The 16,766-nt window shown below is 66.6% G+C and carries 16 protein-coding genes; 2 read left to right on the top strand and 14 right to left on the bottom strand.

Annotated elements, in window-relative coordinates; genetic code table 11:
* Positions 1-543 precede the first annotated feature (543 nt).
* The 6 genes from NUV99_02845 to NUV99_02820 all read right to left on the bottom strand — a co-directional run bounded on the left by NUV99_02845 (position 544) and on the right by NUV99_02820 (position 7,089).
* On the bottom strand, positions 544-1,680 hold the full coding sequence (locus NUV99_02845) for a putative sulfate/molybdate transporter (protein ID MCR4419070.1): 1,137 nt from the start codon (positions 1,678-1,680) through the stop codon (positions 544-546).
* 157 nt (positions 1,681-1,837) lie between these two features.
* The gene (pth, locus tag NUV99_02840; GenBank protein ID MCR4419069.1) at positions 1,838-2,404 is read right to left on the bottom strand and encodes an aminoacyl-tRNA hydrolase; all 567 of its coding nucleotides are present in this window, start codon (positions 2,402-2,404) and stop codon (positions 1,838-1,840) included.
* A 526-nt stretch (positions 2,405-2,930) separates the two neighbouring features.
* Positions 2,931-3,158, bottom strand: a complete 228-nt coding sequence (locus NUV99_02835) for a hypothetical protein (GenBank protein MCR4419068.1) — start codon at positions 3,156-3,158, stop codon at positions 2,931-2,933.
* 84 nt (positions 3,159-3,242) lie between these two features.
* Positions 3,243-4,391 carry a Ger(x)C family spore germination protein gene (locus NUV99_02830; GenBank protein MCR4419067.1) on the bottom strand — a complete coding sequence of 383 codons (1,149 nt, stop codon included), beginning with the start codon at positions 4,389-4,391 and terminating at the stop codon, positions 3,243-3,245.
* Positions 4,392-4,407: 16 nt separating this feature from the next.
* Positions 4,408-5,511: a spore germination protein gene (locus tag NUV99_02825; GenBank protein ID MCR4419066.1), complete on the bottom strand. Its 1,104-nt coding sequence runs from the start codon at positions 5,509-5,511 to the stop codon at positions 4,408-4,410.
* Positions 5,512-7,089 (bottom strand): spore germination protein, encoded by a 1,578-nt coding sequence (locus NUV99_02820; GenBank protein ID MCR4419065.1) that lies wholly within the window; start codon positions 7,087-7,089, stop codon positions 5,512-5,514.
* Positions 7,090-7,286: 197 nt separating this feature from the next.
* Here NUV99_02820 and NUV99_02815 point away from each other — a divergent pair, with 197 nt between their 5' ends.
* Positions 7,287-7,880, top strand: coding sequence for a PRC-barrel domain-containing protein (locus NUV99_02815; protein MCR4419064.1), 594 nt, complete (start codon positions 7,287-7,289; stop codon positions 7,878-7,880).
* Position 7,881: 1 nt separating this feature from the next.
* Here NUV99_02815 and NUV99_02810 read toward each other — a convergent pair whose 3' ends face one another.
* The 5 genes from NUV99_02810 to ispE are packed head-to-tail and all read right to left on the bottom strand — an operon-like array spanning position 7,882 to position 12,623.
* Positions 7,882-8,820 (bottom strand): ribose-phosphate pyrophosphokinase, encoded by a 939-nt coding sequence (locus NUV99_02810; GenBank protein ID MCR4419063.1) that lies wholly within the window; start codon positions 8,818-8,820, stop codon positions 7,882-7,884.
* Positions 8,821-8,868: 48 nt separating this feature from the next.
* Entirely contained in the window at positions 8,869-10,263 is a 1,395-nt protein-coding gene (glmU, locus tag NUV99_02805) for a bifunctional UDP-N-acetylglucosamine diphosphorylase/glucosamine-1-phosphate N-acetyltransferase GlmU (GenBank protein ID MCR4419062.1), read from the bottom strand.
* Positions 10,264-10,276: 13 nt separating this feature from the next.
* The gene (locus NUV99_02800; GenBank protein ID MCR4419061.1) at positions 10,277-11,047 is read right to left on the bottom strand and encodes a nucleotidyltransferase family protein; all 771 of its coding nucleotides are present in this window, start codon (positions 11,045-11,047) and stop codon (positions 10,277-10,279) included.
* A gap of 12 nt (positions 11,048-11,059) precedes the next feature.
* Complete coding sequence (locus NUV99_02795; protein ID MCR4419060.1) at positions 11,060-11,740, bottom strand: GntR family transcriptional regulator; 681 nt, start codon at positions 11,738-11,740, stop codon at positions 11,060-11,062.
* A 28-nt stretch (positions 11,741-11,768) separates the two neighbouring features.
* Positions 11,769-12,623, bottom strand: coding sequence for a 4-(cytidine 5'-diphospho)-2-C-methyl-D-erythritol kinase (gene ispE / locus NUV99_02790; protein MCR4419059.1), 855 nt, complete (start codon positions 12,621-12,623; stop codon positions 11,769-11,771).
* Between the two features lie 100 nt (positions 12,624-12,723).
* Here ispE and phoU point away from each other — a divergent pair, with 100 nt between their 5' ends.
* Entirely contained in the window at positions 12,724-13,383 is a 660-nt protein-coding gene (gene phoU, locus NUV99_02785) for a phosphate signaling complex protein PhoU (GenBank protein ID MCR4419058.1), read from the top strand.
* On the opposite strand, the gene NUV99_02780 is transcribed toward phoU, so the two are convergent.
* The 3 genes from NUV99_02780 to NUV99_02770 form a co-directional block, all read right to left on the bottom strand.
* Entirely contained in the window at positions 13,380-14,465 is a 1,086-nt protein-coding gene (locus NUV99_02780; protein MCR4419057.1) for an ABC transporter ATP-binding protein, read from the bottom strand. The genes phoU and NUV99_02780 overlap by 4 nt on opposite strands.
* 22 nt (positions 14,466-14,487) lie before the next feature.
* Positions 14,488-15,576, bottom strand: coding sequence for a phosphate ABC transporter substrate-binding protein PstS (gene pstS / locus NUV99_02775; protein ID MCR4419056.1), 1,089 nt, complete (start codon positions 15,574-15,576; stop codon positions 14,488-14,490).
* A 242-nt stretch (positions 15,577-15,818) separates the two neighbouring features.
* Entirely contained in the window at positions 15,819-16,523 is a 705-nt protein-coding gene (locus tag NUV99_02770; protein ID MCR4419055.1) for an ABC transporter permease, read from the bottom strand.
* Positions 16,524-16,766: the final 243 nt, after the last annotated feature.

Here is a 16,766-nt window from a genome sequence, read left to right as displayed (position 1 = left end):
TCCCGGGCGGGGAAAAGCTGGGCGTCGGATCCGATCAGCGCCTGGAGGTCTTGTGCCAGGCGCTGGGCCTCGCCGATGTTGGGAACCACCACCAGGAAGGGAAAACCGGTCTTCCGGTACAGGGCGGCCAGCCACAGGCTGAGGCCGCCGGCACCGAGCCCGTAGACCAACTGGCGCCGCTTCCGCCCGAAAAACCCGGCCAGGACCTGGCGGAATTCTTCACTTTTACTTATAATTTCTAGAAACCCCGCCAACGGCAAGGAAACACCACCTCGGCAAGAAATGGGCACACGCCACCCCGTGTCCGCCGGGGAAGCCGTCCGTCGTGTCCCCATTATAGTGTACCCGGACGCACGGGTCAAGGAACGGCCCGCCTGACGTATCCTTTACCCTGGCGGCAGTCCTGGTTTCGCCGAGTACCTAAAGCGTGTCGGGTCGACCGGTACGAGGGGGAACCAGGACTGCCGGCAAGGCAAAGTGGGGATCCACCAGACCGGTACCCGAGGGTCTGGCGTCATCCTAATTCCGACCGTCCTTCTTTGTCTAGAGCCGAATCCAACCCTTTTCGGTAGCCCAGGCCAGGAAGATGCCCAGGGCAAAAGCAACCCCGGCATTCCAAACGGTTAAGGCCGCAGTAATCAGGGCAATACCCGTCTCGCTGCGCCCTTCACCCGGGCGCCAGGCGGTAAGGGCGAGTTCCAGCCCGGCAAAAAACAGCACCGTGCCGAGTATCGCTCGGGGGAAGAGGGCGAACAGAACGGTTATGGCCCCTCCGAAGAAAAGGGCCAGCACCACCAGCAGGGAACCGAGAATTACCAGCGCTCCACCGGTTCGCGCGCCGAAGCGCACGTGACCCGCCATGCCTCCGGCGCCGTGGCACATGGGAACGCCTCCCCAGAAAGGCGCCACCAGGTTGATGATACCGGTAGAGATGGCCACCTCCCTTTCGGCAAGTCGCCGGTGGGGAAAGAGCATATTGTTCTCGGCTACAATCCCGATGACGGCGTTGCCCAGGGTCAACGGCAACTGGGGAAGCGCCAGGAGCAATATGCCCTGGGCTGCGGCGGGGTCGTCAATGTGAAGAAGCAGCAGGCGGGGGAAGTGCAGGCCCACGTTAGCCCCCACCTCCTGCCAGTCAGGTGGTGAAGCCGCGACGCCCCACGTCACCCCCAGAACCAGCAGTGCCAGCATGGCCGGAATCTTTCCGTTGCCGAGCAGGAACAGAGCCAGAAGAAAACCGGCACCTGCCAGGAGCCAGTCGGCCTGCATGCAACGCAGGCCTTCGAGCATGAAGCTGAAGCCCAATCCCAGCATGATACCCTGAGTGACCGGTTTGCGGGCCAGTCGCGCCACCAGACCGATGGCGCCGCTTGCCCCCAGGAGCAACCACACCGCCCCGGAGAAAAGCCCCGCGGCCCACACTGCCTCGGGCGAGAAAGCGCCTGCCTGGGCCGTGGCGGCGGCGCCGACCAGCTTCTGGGGCTGGACGGGCACCGGGGTGCGGTAGTAAAGGCCCACGGCTATCTTGGCCGCGCCGAACACAAAAATTATGCCCACGGGGTCCAGCTTGACAATGTTAGCATAGGCCAGCACAAAGGGAATAAGCGTACCCAGGTCGCCAAAGGCGCCCGCCCACTCCCACCTGTCGTAGCGGTTAGCTGTTTTCACCGCAACCCTCAACCCCGGCCCTTCCTGCGATCCAACCCGGCTTCCCGGCCCCGATTACCGGTTTCGTCTCCGAGTCCTGATTTCCTGTACCCGGTTACACCCTCCCTCGTCTTGGGCGTCCGGCCCTGGCTCACCGACCTACCGAAAAAGTCTCGGGGCAAAGCTTCACTCACCCGTTAAAACGGTTCATGACCTCTGCCCAGGAGCCGCCCCGCAGCAGGAACTCCAGGGCGTCTGACGCCTGCTCCAACGGCAGAGAAAAAACCTCCCACTCCTGCCCGGAGAGAGGCTCCAGCACGTAGTCTGCCGGATCTACTCCCGGCGGGGGGCGTCCGATTCCGAGCTTTACCCGGCCGACGCGGTCCGTGCCCAAAGACTCCAGCACCGATGCCACCCCCCGGTGACCGCCGGCGCTCCCCTGCGGCCGCACCCGGATCTTTCCCGCCGGCAAGTCCAGGTCGTCGTGGACCAGCACTACCTCCTCCGGCGCCGCTCCCAGCCGGGACACCAGCGGGACCACGGCCTCGCCGCTCAGGTTCATGAAGGTGATCGGCTTGGCCAGGACTATTTCCCGTCCGGCCAGAACCAGACCCGCGACCTCGGCCCGGCCCTCACGGCGCCAGGACCCGGCCCCCAGGCGCGCGGCCAGAAGCTCCACCGCGGCAAAGCCCAGGTTGTGCCGGGTGCGCCGGTAACGACGGCCGGGGTTGCCCAGACCCACGACCAGCCGCAGCACGCTTGCCTCCCCCGTCGCATGCTCAAGAGCCCGTGCCGGCCGCCAGCGGCTCTAGCCGAGGGCAGCCCGGCAAAGGCCCTCCAGCTTCAGGCAGCTTTAAGCATACCACAACCGGGCCCTGCCTCCAAGAAGCCCCGCCGTGCAGTTGGTACCGGCTGACCCGGCGGGCCTGGTTCCCCCTCGTACCGGTCGCTTAGCCGACCGAACTACGGCTCGAGCGTCGCGCTCCGGCGGGCTCCCGGCGGAGGCGCCGTCCGTGGCGCCCCGCCGCTTCGGCCGTCCGTGGCCTCCGGCCCGCCTCCGCCCTCGCCCTCACCGAGTTCGGTGCCCGGCACGCTTCAGGTACGCGGTGAAACCAGGCCCGCCGGGGCCATAAAACGGCCCCAGCACCCCAAACGCGCCGTGTCTAACTGAGGTCGGGTCCGGCTTATGCCCTCGAAGCCGGGCCCCGGACAGAACCGGGTGCGCCCAAGGGGTACCGGGCGGTCCGGGCCGGTCCCGACCGGGCGCGGCCGCCCTGAACCCCCTACATCGGCCGGAAGTAACCCAGAAGCTGGAGCAGCAGGAAGAACAGCACCGAACCGGCCAGCGTGAGCAGCCCTCCCCAGGCCGCCAGGCGGGCCTCGGCCGGGAAGCCGCGCTCGGCCAGGGCCGGACCCACGAACCAGAAATTCCAGGCTCCGGCAGCCGCAGCCACCAGAGTAACGGCCCAGTCAAAATTGTCTTCCAGCCACGCCAAGACTCCCCAGAGCATTGCACCCCTCCCGGGGGAAACCCCCGCTGTTCTCGCGCCGGTGAGCCCGCCAGCCGGCAACCGCGGAACACCGTACTTACCGTCCTAGCGGTAAAGACCGACCTGGCGTATGCGGACCTGCGCCTCCACCTGCACGGGAACGGTGGGAAAAATCTCCTCTTCCCACCGTTGCTTGAGCCGCTCCCACATAAGGGGGTGGTGCCTCTCTATCTCCTGCCCGAAGCCGGCGGCATCGGCCCTCAGACGCTTTAGCTCTCTAAGTGCTGCCTGAACCCGCCGGGCTATGGTCCGTCCCACCTCTTCTTCCGCCACTGCCAGGTGTGCCGCTTGCGCCACCGAACCGGTCCCGGCGTGCTCGGAGATTCCGCCCTCGGCCTGAATCACCACCCTTACGGAGACGCGGCCTCCGGTTACCTGGGGAACGATCCGGGTACGTGCGTGCCAGACCTCAAAGGCATCCACCGCTCCCGTACCGGGCAGACGCGCGCCCACTATGATCCCCCGGGGCTCACCCTGCAGCCAGCGAAAGCCTTCGGCCTCGGTTTCTCCGAGCCAGCCCACCAGGCGGCCCTGCCGCAGCACCGCTCCCCCGGCCACCTTCACTTCCTTCTCGGCCGCCTCTATGCGGGGCAGCACCATGGACGCTCCGGAGGCCAACCGGGAGAACACGTGGATCAGATCCTGAGCGGCCACCTGGTGGCCGGTGCGGCGCTGGCCGGTGCGGAGCACGTCTGCCAGGTACAGCGCGGGCAAGGGCTGAAGCCGGGGTGCCACCTCCAGCACCTTTCCGGCCTCTCCCGCAGCGATGGCCACCTCCACCCGGCCGTGCATTTCGGAGTTGCGCCGGAAGAAGTCCAGCACCGGCTCCAGGCCCTCGCGGGCCAGCTCCTCCCCGACCAGAACCAGCTGCAGGTGCTCGAAGTACGGCACGCGGTCCAATCGGGTACACACTTCCCTCGCCCCGAGGAATACCCCCGAGGCCACGGTGGCCAGATTCCAGAAGGCCGGCTCCGTGCCGCCGCCCTTCCCCGAGGCCTCCTGCCCCCCGCCCGCGAGCTTGCTGGGATTCGCAATCTGGAAGGCCAGGCGCAGCCTGGGCGGATCGGTTGCCGCCCCGCCGGGCTTCTCCTCTGCCCGATCTACGGCGATGGCCATCACAAAGGCCCGGTGCTCCACCTCCAGCCGATCCCAGCAGCCTCCCAGGAAAATGCCGGCGAGCACCAGCCCTGCCACCCACCGCCCCGGCCGCCTAACCACCGCTGCCACCCCGGCCGCGCAGCCGGGCCGTCACCGGCAAGATTACCGCGTAGGTGACAGTCAGCAGCACGAAGCTTACCCGTACCAAGCGGTTGAGCGCTTCCTGGGCGGCCAGGTCCTCGGGGAGCCGGGCCAGGAAGTAGAAGACCGGTATAAGCAGAAATACCACGGGGTCGTGCTTTTCCAGGTGCAGCAACTGGGTGGCGCCCAGGGACACCAGGTAGAAGGCCAGGCTGAAGGCCAGGCAGGCGGCCAGCATCCACACCACCAGCATCAGCACCTCTACCCGCTCGAACAGCAGCGCAGGAAAGTCCAGCGCCCGGGTCAGGTCTAGCGGCGGGTAAAGCAGGTGCGCCAGCAGATCCGGCCCCAGCACGGCAACGGCCACGGCGTAGGTAAAAGCGTATAGGCCGGTGACCAGTGCCAGTCCCCGCCAGACCGCCCCTACCGCCTGCTGCGGCCGGTGCAGGAAGGCCGTGGTAAAGACCAGGTGCCCGAAGCCCTGATAGAGCGTGGCCCCGCTCAACGCCGCCAGGGCCAGCGGTTTGATCCCCTGCGCGGCCACCGGCAGCAGGTTGCGGTAGTCGGCGGTAACCTGCAGGAGCAGGAAGATCACCAGCAGGAACCCCACCACCAGGGGGAAGAACACCTCGCTGAGTCGGGCCAGGATGTTCAGGCCGTGCCGCACCGCGTAGGCGGAGGTGAAGAGCAAGGCGGCCAGGGTGACCTCCAGCGGAGTATGGGGGAGCAGGTAGAGTTTCAGACTGTCCAGAAGCAGGCGCACCTGATAGCTGCCGGCGAGGGTGAAGTGGGCCAGGAGCCAGAGGCTTAAGATCCGGCCCAGCACCGGACCCAGCAATACCCGGTTGTAGCTCACCGCCGTTTGGCCGGGAAAACGCAGCTGCAGCCGGACTACGGAGCCGGCGGCCAGAGTGATCACTGCCCCGGCCAACAGCAGGGCCAGCCACCCGTCGCGGCCGGCCAGCACCACTACCCCGCGGGGCATGATAAGATAGTTGCCCCCCATGATCACGAAGAGGGTCAGGAAGCTCAATTGCAGGTCGGTAATGCGATCGGCAAAACCCCGGTCCTGCACCTACCAGCCCCCCCGCTTGCGGTTGACCTGCCGCCGCCGGTCGACGGGCCGCAACATCACCGGCCGGCTCACCATCACCCGCAGCGGCGCCCGGAAAACGGCGTCTTTCCAGTCCTGGCGCCGGTAGGGCACCAGGGGGGACAGATAGACCACCCCGAAGCTCTTGAGGCAGACCAGGTGCACGTTTAGCAGGATGAAACTGAGCACCACCCCGTAAAGCCCCAGCACGCCCGCGGCCAGGGTAATGGGAAAGCGCAGGATCCGGAAGGCGATGGCCATGTTGTAGGAGGGGATGGTGAAGGAGGCGATGGCGGTGAGGGCCACCACCACCACCATTATAGGACTTACCAGCTTGGACCGCACCGCCGCGTCGCCGATGATGATGCCGCCCACGATGCCGATGGTGGCGCCGATGGGCCGGGGCAGGCGGGCCCCGGCCTCGCGCAGCAGCTCGAAGGCCAGCTCCATGAGCAGGGCCTCCACCACCGAAGGAAAAGGTATGCCCTCGCGGCCCGCGGCAATGGCCAAAGCCAGGGGAGTGGGCCAGAGACCGGGGTGAAAGCTGGTAAGGGCCACGTAGGTGGCCGGCAGGAAGGTGGCCACGAAGGAGGCCAGGTAGCGCAGCAAACGCAGGAGCGACCCGATCACCCAGCGCTCGTAGTAGTCTTCGGGACTGGTAAAGAAGTGGCCGAAGACCGCGGGCACCATGATGACAAACGGGGTCCCGTCCACCAGCACCGCCACCCGGCCCTCCAGGAGCCCCGCCACCACCTTATCCGGTCGTTCGCTGTACTGAACCTGGGGAAAAACCGAAAAGGGGCTGTCCTCGATAAACTGCTCCACCTCGCCGGTTTCCAGCAGGCAGTCGATGTCTATGGTCTGGAGGCGCTTCCCGACCTCTTCCACTACTTCCGGCCGGACCACCCCTTCCAGGTAGGCCAGGGCGCAATCGGTCTGGCCCCGGCGGCCCAACCGGAACTGCCGGATCCTGAGGTGGGGATCGCGCAGGTGGCGCCGCAGCAAGGCGGTATTGGTGCGCAGGGTCTCGGTGAAGCCCTCCCGGGGGCCACGTACCAGGGACTCGGTCACCGGCTCTTCTATCGCCCGGCCGGCCCACCCGCGGGTGTTGACTATCAAGGCCGCAGCGGCGCCGTCCACCAGAAAGGCCGTATCCCCGGAAAGCACCGCCACCACGATCTCCATGACCCCGGCGGTACGGCGCACCTCCCCCACGCTCAGCACCCGCCGCTCCAGGAACTCCAACAGTTCCCCTCCGGAAGCCGGGGTCTGGCGCGGTTCGGCCATGGCCAGCTCCAGCATGAGCGGCTTCAGCACCTGCTCCTCTATGGTTTCCCGCCGCACCAGGCCGTCGGCGTACACCGCCAGGGCCTTTACCGGGGTTCGGGCCACCTCCAGGGGGCGAAAGACCACGTCGTCGCTGCCCCCGAGGTAGGTCCCCAATAGTTCCCGGTTCCGCGAAAGCTCAGGAGCCAGCTCCGGCTCCGGAGGCTGCTTCCCGTTTTCCTCGCTCTTCTTCGGGTTGAGGGGAAGGGGCTTCTTCAGGGGCCTAGGCGCCATCTCTCGGTACCGCCTTCCGGTGGGGCTAGAAATTAGTGTAGGCGGCCGCCAGTCTCCTTATGCGCTTTAGGTACTCGGGCGAAACCAGCTCTGCCCTCGAAAAGGCGGCGATACCCCAGCCTTCGTGCCGCCTGCTTCGCCGTCTGCGGCATATTTGCCCGCCGCCGGCATAATATGGCCAGTGGAGGTGGGAGACCGTGCTCATACGGAGTCGCAGACTCCTGGGCCTGCCGGTGGTGAGCCTGGCCGACGGCCAGCAGGTCGGCCGCGTCCGCCTGCCGGTGGTGGATCCCAGGAACCTGACCGTAGTGGCGCTGGCCCTGGATGCGGGCGGGTTCTTTCGGGAGCAGCGCGTGATTCCCTTTGCCGCAGTGCGGAGCATAGGCGAGGACGCGGTGACCGTGGAGCACGCCGAGGCGGTAAGGCGCCTCTCGGAAGCTCCGGAACTGGCGCCGCTGGTGCGTCAACCGCTAAGTCTGCTGGGCTCGAAGGTAATCAGCGAGGACGGCCGTTTCTGGGGCCATACCGAGGAGTACTTCTTGGACCAGCGGGGAAACATCGATCATTTCCTGGTGCACCCCGGGACCTGGCGCTCCCTGGCAAGAGGAAAAGGAATTCTGCCCGCCCACGCGGTACGCAGCGCCGGGCCGGCGAGCCTCATCGTGCGGGCAGAAGCGGCAGAAGCAATCCGGTGGGAAGGAGGAGCCGGCAAGAATATTCAGGAGGCTTGGCGCAGGTTCCTGGGCTCGGGGAAGGACCGGCCGGGCCCGCCCCCCGAAGCCCAAGACTGACCTAGTCGAAAAGCTGGGAGACCGAAAGGTCGCGGTGGATGCGCACTATGGCCTCCCCCAGCAGGGGAGCTACCGAGAGTACCCGCACCTTGGGCCAGAGCTTCTCCGGCGGCAGGGGAATGGTGTTGGTAACCACCAATTCCTCCAGGCAGGACTCCTTAAGCCGCTCCACCGCCGGCCCGGAAAGCACCGGGTGGGTACAGCAGGCGTACACCGTCTTGGCGCCCCGCTCCTTCAAGGCCTGGGCGGCCTGGGTGATGGTGCCGGCGGTGTCGATTATGTCGTCGATCAGGATGGCGGTCTTGCCGCTCACCTGACCGATGAGGTTCATGATCTCCGCCACGTTGGGCGCCGGCCGCCGCTTATCGATGATGGCGATCTCCGCCCCGATGCGGGCCGCCAGGTCCCGCGCCCGGGTCACCCCGCCCACGTCGGGCGAAACCACCACCACGTTGTTCAGCCCCAGGCCCCGGTAGTAGTCGGCCAGTATGGGCACCCCGGGCAGGTGATCCACCGGGATGTCGAAGAAGCCCTGGATGGCGCCGGCGTGCAGGTCCACCGCCAACACCCTCCTGGCACCGGCCTGAACCAGAAGGTTGGCCACCAGCTTGGCCGAGATGGGCTCCCGTCCCCTGGTCTTGCGTTCCTGTCGGGCATATCCGTAGTAGGGAATCACCGCGGTTATCCGCCTGGCCGAAGCCCGGCGGACGGCGTCGATCATTATCAGCAGCTCCATTAGATTCTCGTTGACCGGGTAGCAGGTGGGCTGGATTACGAACACATCCGCGCCGCGCACGCTTTCCTCAATGGCCACGCTGATCTCGCCGTCGCTGAACCGCCTTATTTCGGCCAGGCCCAAGGAGGTCCCCACGTAGGCGGCGATCTCCTCGGCCAGGGGCCGGTTGGCGTTACCGGCAAAGACCTTAAGGCGATCGTACATGTTTCTACCCTCCTGGAGCCGGCGGCCCGCCTGGGGCAGGCCCCGGAGCTAAGCTTCCTTTTCGCGCTCCCGGCGTCTTATCCTTCCCCTCCGCACCGGCCAACCCTCGATGACCGTCTGCCGACTGCGGGCCACCCCCAGGGCGCCCGGGGGGACGTCCCGGGTGATGGTGGAACCGGCGCCCACGTAGGCTCCCCGGCCCACCCGCACCGGCGCCACCAGGTTGGTGTTGCTGCCGATGAAGGCGCCGTCCTCTATGTAGGTGGGCCACTTGCGCTCACCGTCGTAGTTGCAGGTAATGGTACCGGCGCCGATGTTCACCTCCTTACCCACCACGGCATCTCCGACGTAGGAAAGGTGGGGCACCTTGCTGCCCTCACCGATCTCGGACTTCTTTATCTCCACGAAACCCCCTACCTTTACCCGCGCCGCAAGGCGCGTACCGGGCCGGAGGTAGGCAAAGGGACCGATGCGGCAACCGTCCCCGATTTCGCTTTCCTCCACTACGGCGTAGCGCACCTCCGCCTCCCGGCCTATCCGCGAGTCTCGCACCGTTACGTACGGGCCGACGCGGCAGGCCTCGCCGATGCGCGTACGGCCCTGCAGCATGGTGCCCGGATAGATTATGGTATCCGGGCCCACCTCCACCGTGGCCTCTACGTAGGTACTCTCCGGATCGACCAGGGTCACCCCCTGCTCCATCAGGCGACGGTTCAGGCGCCGGCGCAGCAGGTCCTCGGCCGCCGCCAACTCCACCCGGCTGTTGATCCCCAAGGCTTCCTCCGGCGGGGCTTGAACGGCCGCGACCACGGCTCCCCGCCGGGCCAATAGCCCCAGCACGTCCGGAAGGTAGTACTCCCCCTGGGCATTGGCCGCCCCCACCTCCCGGAGGGCGGAAAAGAGGGCCTGCCGGTCGAAGCAGTAGGTGCCGGTGTTGACTTCCCGGATGGCCCTTGTCTCCGTTCCGGCGTCCCTCTCCTCTACCACTGCCAGTACTTCTCCCTGCTGGCCCCGCACCACCCGGCCGTAGCCGGAAGGGTCCGCCACCACGGCGGTGAGCACCGTGGCCCGGGCGCGGCGGGCCCGGTGCTCGGATAGCAGCCGGCGCAGGGTGTCCGCCGTAAGCAAGGGGGTGTCGCCGCAAACCACCAGCAGGGTAGCCGCCTCCGGCGGCAACAGGGCTTCGGCCTGGAGCACGGCATGCCCCGTGCCCAGAGGCGGGTCCTGGTACGCATACCGGAAACCGTCGCCCAGGGCCTCGCGGACCGCTTCCGCCCGGTGCCCCACCACTATTATCTGCTCTTCTATACCTATCTCTCTCAGTGCCTCCAGCACATACCCTATCAACGGCCGCCCCGCCAGGGGATGTAAGACCTTCGGCAGGCGAGAGCGCATACGCTTGCCCTGGCCGGCGGCCAGCACTACCGCCACCGTCTCTGCCAACGGCCACCCCTCCTTACCTTTGAGAGGACGTCGCTCGGTTCCGTTCGGCCAAAAGCTTCTCCGCCAGGGCGAAATCCTCGGGATGATCCAGGTCAAAGGCCACCTCGGGATAGGGAACGCTGACCGTGATGCCTTTCAGGCCCAGCAGGGCGGAGAAGCGCTCCTCCGCCTCGGCCAGCGGCAGCCGCCGCAAGAGAAACCGCAGCAGAAACCAAGGCCCGATCAGCCGGGCCATACGCAGCGGGCTCTTGCGCAACCGCATGATCTCCTGGCCGCGGCGGCAGGCCGGAATGGCGATCTCCGGCCGCACCAAGAAAAGATTGCCTCCGGTGAGGCTGGCTTCGCGCAGGCGGGCATAGGTACGCCGGCTGCCCGGGCAGAAGGTCTGGTACGTCTCCTCCCGCACCACGCTGTAGAAGAAGTTATACCGACTCAACAGGGGTTCGCAGCGGCCCAGGAAATCCTCGACTGCTTGCGTGGTAATGAGAGGTGCGTCGGCCGTGGCCACCAGCAGCCACTCTCGGGGGGAGTATTCGGCCAGGGCGTTCTCCAGGGTGGCAATCAGGTTCTCCCCCGAGGATACCAGGAGCACCTCCGGCGGCAGGATGCCGTCCAGTTCCTCCTTGGACCCGGCCACCGCCAGCCGCTTGACCGCCCGACACCCCTGCAGAGCCTGCACCACGTAGGCGACCATAGGCCTGCCGGCCAACGGTTTCGTCGGCCGATACTCACCGCCGGATCGGTCCCCTCCCGCCATGACCAGGGCTTCCACCGGAAAACCCACGGGTCCTTCCTCCTAGCGGCCCCCTACCTCGGCCGGGTACTGGAACAGACGGTTTTCCGCGTTCTCGATGTGGCGCTCTGCCAGCCGCCGCGCCAGGACGCCGTTCCGCTTGGCCAGAGCCTCCACGATTTTCTTGTGCTCTTCCAGGGCCTCGTGCATGCGCCCCGGGGTAGCCAGGGAGGTGGTCCGAAAACGCTGGATCTGTTCCCGCAGGTGGCCGATTATCTGCCTCAGCCGCTGGTTGCGGCTGGCGCGGTAGAGGACCTCGTGAAATGCGGTATCCGCCTCCACCAGGGCGGCCAGGTCTCCCTGCTCCACGCAGAGCGCCACCCGGTGCAGGCGCCGCTCCAATTCTTCCAGTTCTTCCTCGGTGATCCGCTGCGCCGCCAGTTCGGCCGCCAGGCCCTCCAGGGCGGCGCGGATCTCGAAGACGTCGGCCGCGTCCTTGGCGGACATGCCGGCCACGTAGGCACCCTTGCGGGGGACGGTCACCACGTACCCTTCCAGCTCCAGCCGGCGGATGGCCTCCCTTATGGGGGTGCGGGAAACGCCCAGTTCCTCGGCGAGTTGCACCTCCATGAGCCGCTCCCCCGGGGCCAGGGTGCCGTTGAGTATCGCCTCCCGCAAAGCCTCGAACACCAGCTCCCGCAGAGGTCGAACACTTTCCACCTCGATAGGCTCCAGTCTACCCATCGGCGCTCACTCCCTCTGCTAGTATCTCTTAAACCAGAGTGCGCGTCAACCAGGTTTGGTAACCCGCCGCCTCTGACCGCCGGGCGATTTCGCTGGCCGCCTCGTAGCCGGCGGCCAGAGCCGCCAGGGTGGGACCGCTGCCGCAAAGCCATACCTTGAGCGCCCCCCAACCCGCAAGTGTCTCCTTCAGGGCGGCTACCTGGGGATAGAGCTGAAGCACCACCGGTTCCAGTTGATTGCCCAGAACCGCCACCATCCCGGCGAAGTCCTGGCGATTGAGGGCGGCAACCAGGCGCGGGCTGGCGGGTGGCCCGGGCCGGCCGTGCCGGTCCCAGGCCTCGTATACCGCGACGGTAGCCACGGCCAGGGAAGGTCGGGCCAGGACCAGCCACATGGAGGGCGCGGAAGGGAGAAGACTCAGCCGCTCACCCCGGCCCGTGACCAGGGCCGTGCCCCCGACCAGGCAAAAGGGCACGTCCGAGCCCACCTCCGCGGCCAGAACCGCGAGCCGGTGGCTGGTAAGCCCCAGTCCCAGGAGGTGGTTCACTGCCGCCAGGGCGGCAGCCGCATCCGCGCTCCCGCCGCCCAGCCCGGCGGCCACCGGAATGCGCTTTTCGATCTCCACCCGTACCCCGGCCCGAAAACCGGTCTTCTCCCGCAGCACCTCCACCGCCCGGTAGGCCAGGTTCTCGCGCGGAGGCGGCAGATCCGGCCCGCCCGCCACCTCGATCCCGTCCGAAGTCAGGCTCACTACCAGCCGGTCGGCCAGCTCCAGGGATTGCATCACGCTGAGCAGTTCGTGATAACCGTCGGCCCGCCGGCCGAGCACGTCCAGGGTGAGATTGAGCTTGGCACGCGCCCACGCGGTCACGCTTTCCGGCAAGGCCCTCACCTCCTGAGGTGGATCAGATTAAAATTCAGTTAAAACTTACAGGAGCCGACCCCACATATGATATAATTTCTTCGGAAAGGAGGGAAGAGAATTGCCGGCCAGACTCGGGTTCGACAATGCCCTGCGCGAGCTACAGCAGGACATCCTGCGCATGGGCAGCCTGGTGGAGGAGGCCATCGCCCTGAGCATCCAGTCCTTGGTGCGCCAGGATCAGGAACTGGCCCAGCAGGTGCTGGACGCCGACGAGGCGGTGGATGAGCTGGAGATTCAGATCGAGGAGAAATGCGTGCGGCTGATCGCCACGCAGCAGCCCATGGCCAAGGATCTGCGCAAGATCAGCACCGCCTTCAAGATCGTGGGAGATCTGGAGCGCATGGCCGATCACGCCTGCGATATCGCCCGCACTACCCTCCGCATCGGCAACGAGCCCTTCATCAAGCCCCTTATCGACATTCCCCGCATGGCGGAGATCACCCAGAAGATGGTCAAGGACTGTCTGGATGCCTACGTGGAGGAAAACGTGGACCTTGCCCACGCCCTCACCCGGGACGACGACCTGGTGGACCACCTGCACTCCCAGATATTCCGGGAACTGCTGACCTACATGATGGAAGACCCCCACACCATCCGGCAGTCCACCTACCTCTTATTCATCAGCCGGTATTTGGAGCGCATTGCCGACCACGCGACCAATATTGCCGAGCGGGTGATCTATCAGGTAACCGGCGAACGCAAGCCCACCGGCGATTAGGCCGGCAGCAGGTGCACCCTTTCCGGCGGCACCCGCAGGCACACCTCTGACCCCGGCTCCAAGGCCATCTGCCGGACCACATGGTGGGGACAGAGCACGGTCAAGTCGTGCCCCCCGCAACTCAGTATGACCCGGTCTTCTGCCCCCAGAGGCAGGATTCTCTTCACCACCGCCGGCCAGGCATTGGGCATCGAGTCGGCCGCGCCCCTCAGCAGGCTGCCTTCTTCCGGACGCCACAGGGCGGTAACCGCCTTCCCGGGGAGGGAAGAGGCCGCGGCCCCGGCCCAAACTTCAAGCCCTCCCGGCGCCCGCAACCGGTAAAACCCGTCCTGCCGCTCCAGCATCTCGGCCGGCAGGCGGTTGGAAACGCCCACGAAGGCAGCCAGCTCCAGGCTGGCCGGCCGGTACAGCACCTCTTCCGGCGTTCCCGTCTGCAGGATGCGGCCTTCCAGCAGGGCTGCCGCCCGGTGGGCCAGCGCCGGCAGTTCGCGAAAATCGTGGGTAACGAAAACGGCGGTAAGACCGGTAGAGGTGAGGATGGCACTGAGTTCCTCCAGCAGGCCGCCGCGCGTGGGGGCGTCCAGAGAGGCAAAGGGCTCGTCCAGCAGCAGGATCTCCGGCTCCAGAACCAGGGCCCGGGCCAGGCTTACCCGCTGGGCCTCGCCGCCGGAAAGGGCGCGCGCCGGACGCCGCGCCAGGTCGGCAATGCCCAGGCGCGCCAGCCACCGGTGCACCCGGGACCGGATCTCTGTCCCTGTCATCCCCCGGAAGCGCAGCCCCGCGGCCACGTTGTTGTAAACCGTGGTGTTGAGCAGCAGGGGTTCTTGAAATACCACCGCCAGGCGTCGCCGCAGGGCCTGGCGCTCCCGTTCGCCGCGGATCTCCCGGCCGCGAAAGACGAGCCGGCCCCGGTGGGGCACCTCCAAACCGGCCAGGACCAGCAGCAGGGTGGTCTTGCCGGCGCCGTTGGGACCGATCAATCCCAGCACCTCTCCTTCGGCCAGGCTGAGCTCCGGCACCTGAAGCACGCAACGGCCGGCTTTCCAGACCTCTATTTCTTCCAACCGGAAGACTTCCGCCATCGAGTTTCTCTCCTCCGGTCCTCTATTCCAGCAACGGCTTGCCCTGGCAGGTCAGGGTCTTCAGCTCCTTCTCCAGGCGGGCCACCACCGCTTCCGGCAGGGGCGTATAGAGCAGTTCCTCGGCGTAGCGCTGCCCCTCGTGCACCGCCCACCACAGGAATTCGGCCAGAGCCTTTCCCTTCACCGGATCCGCCTGTTCCCGGTAGACCAGGAGATAAGAAAAGGTGGACAGGGGATAGGCTTCCGCACCCGGGGCGTTCACCAGGGAAAGGCACAGGTCCGGGGGCAGGTCTCGGGCGGCGTCGGCGGCGGCCGCGGCTATGGAGGCGGTAGCGGGGCCCACAAAGCGGCCCGCCCGGTTCTTCAGCCGCGCGCAGGGCAGGTTGTTCTTGACCGCATAGGCCAGCTCCACGTAACCGATGGATCCTTCTATAAGTTTGAGCTGACCGGTAACCCCCTCGTTACCCTTGCCCCCTATACCCAGCGGCCAGGAAACGGACTTGCCCGTGCCCGGCCCGTTCCTCCAGGCCGAGCTGGTGCCGCTGAGGTAATCGGTAAAGACGAAAGTGGTGCCGCTGCCGTCCGAGCGGTGGATCATGGCGATATCCTGATCGGGGAGGGCCACCCCGGGGTTGAGAGCCTGCAGGCGCGGGTGGTTCCACTTGATGATCCTGCCCAGATAAATGTCGGCCAGGGTTTCCCCGTCGAGATTGAGCACCGGGTTGCCGGGCAGGTTGTAGGTTACCGCCACCGCCCCCAGTACCACGGGCAGGTGCACTATCTCCCGCGGTGCCCTGGCCCGCTCCTCGGGGGTCATGGGGGCATCGCTGCCGGCAAAATCCAGGGTGCCCTCGGTTATGCCGCGAATTCCCCCGCCGCTACCGATGGACTGGTAGTCCACCACCACCCCGGCGCCTACTTGCTTGTATTCCTCGATCCACTTGGAGTAGAGAGGGTAAGGGAAACTGGCTCCTCCGCCGCTGAGTTTAACCCGGCCGGCCGACTCGTTCTGAGAGGGCGGAACCGGCCGGGCGCAGCCGGCGGCAAGAAAGAGCATTGCTACTGCCACTAAGCCCAAGATCAACCGGCGCCACTTATTCATCCCCGGCATGCTCGCCGCCTCCCTCCGCCCCCGGCCAGGCGTCCACCCGAGGCCTGGCCCTGCGCGCGGAACCCGTCCGGGCCATCCCGCTCCTCGAATTCGTCTCCCGGACATAACATATTACGCCTCAGCCGGCGTATTCCCTTCTTCGCGCTTTCGCCCGCCCGACAACGAGGAGATATTCTGGCCGCCACACCGCCGCTACGTCCCGGACCCGGGGGGGATGGGATTTGCCCCGCCGATTCCGGACTTCAGCTCCCGGGACTCCGATACGGCTGCTGGGCCCGGGCCAGAAGCGCCACCACCGCGTATACCAGGGCGAGCAGGATGAAGCTCAGGGCGATGGCCAGGTCGAAGTTGCCGCGGGAGACCTCCAGCATGATGGCCGTGGTGAGCACCCGGGTCTCGCCCACGATGTTCCCGCCCACCATGGCCGCCGCCCCCACCTCGGAAACCACGCCCCCGAATCCGGCGATCACCGCGGCCAGAATGCCCAGACGCGCCTCCCGCAGCAGCTGGAAGATCAACTGCCAGCGCGAGGCGCCCAGGGCCAGTATCTGCAACCGCAGTTTGGGCGGCAGCTGCTGCAGGGCGGCGGCGGTGAGGCTCGCCACCAGCGGAGTGGCGATAACCGCCTGCGCGATCACCATGGCAGCAGGCGTATAGATTAATTTGAGATCGCCCAGCGGGCCCGAACGCCAGAGAAAGAGACTGACCCATAAGCCTACCACCGTGGGCGGCAGCCCCATGCCGCTGTAGACCAGGCTGAGCAGGGCTCCACGGCCCCAAAAGCGCTTTAGGGCAAGAAAAACGCCCAGCGGTACACCGAGGAGCACGCTCACCAGAGTGGCGCTACCGGTAACCTGTAACGTCCGGAGGGTGATGTCCACCACCTCCGGATCCAGGGAGAACAACAGGTGAAAGCCCCGGATCAGCCCCTGCAGAACGAATTCCATGCTAGTCCGCCGCCCCTCCCGCGGGCGGCTCCGTCGGGCGCGGCCCGGCCTGCGGTCCGGCCGCACCCGCCGCACCCGATGGCGCCCCGAATCTTGCTGCTGCTTTCCTGTGGCTCCCCGGCCGACTCTGACCTAAACGTTATGTTAATTCTAGCCGAACGAAGCCCAAAAAACAACCCCAAATGCTACTGAGTTATCCCCAGTTCGTCCCGGGGCAGTGCTGGTTTCCCCCTCGTACCGGTC

The sequence above is a fragment of the Clostridia bacterium genome, assembly GCA_024653205.1.
Classification (GTDB): Bacteria; Bacillota; DSM-521; order Neomoorellales; family SLTJ01; genus JANLFO01.
The sequence above is the reverse complement of the archived record's forward strand: the minus strand, read 5'-3'. Positions and strand labels throughout refer to the sequence as shown.

What these genes read in the sequence shown, in the direction of transcription:
- NUV99_02835 (MCR4419068.1), bottom strand. Translation starts at nt 3,158, where the DNA reads ATGCTCTGGGGAGTCTTGGCGTGGCTGGAAGACAATTTTGACTGGGCC.
- NUV99_02820 (MCR4419065.1), bottom strand. Translation starts at nt 7,089, where the DNA reads ATGGCGCCTAGGCCCCTGAAGAAGCCCCTTCCCCTCAACCCGAAGAAG.
- NUV99_02810 (MCR4419063.1), bottom strand. Translation starts at nt 8,820, where the DNA reads ATGTACGATCGCCTTAAGGTCTTTGCCGGTAACGCCAACCGGCCCCTG.
- NUV99_02795 (MCR4419060.1), bottom strand. Translation starts at nt 11,740, where the DNA reads ATGGGTAGACTGGAGCCTATCGAGGTGGAAAGTGTTCGACCTCTGCGG.
- NUV99_02780 (MCR4419057.1), bottom strand. Translation starts at nt 14,465, where the DNA reads ATGGCGGAAGTCTTCCGGTTGGAAGAAATAGAGGTCTGGAAAGCCGGC.
- pstS (MCR4419056.1), bottom strand. Translation starts at nt 15,576, where the DNA reads ATGCCGGGGATGAATAAGTGGCGCCGGTTGATCTTGGGCTTAGTGGCA.
- NUV99_02770 (MCR4419055.1), bottom strand. Translation starts at nt 16,523, where the DNA reads ATGGAATTCGTTCTGCAGGGGCTGATCCGGGGCTTTCACCTGTTGTTC.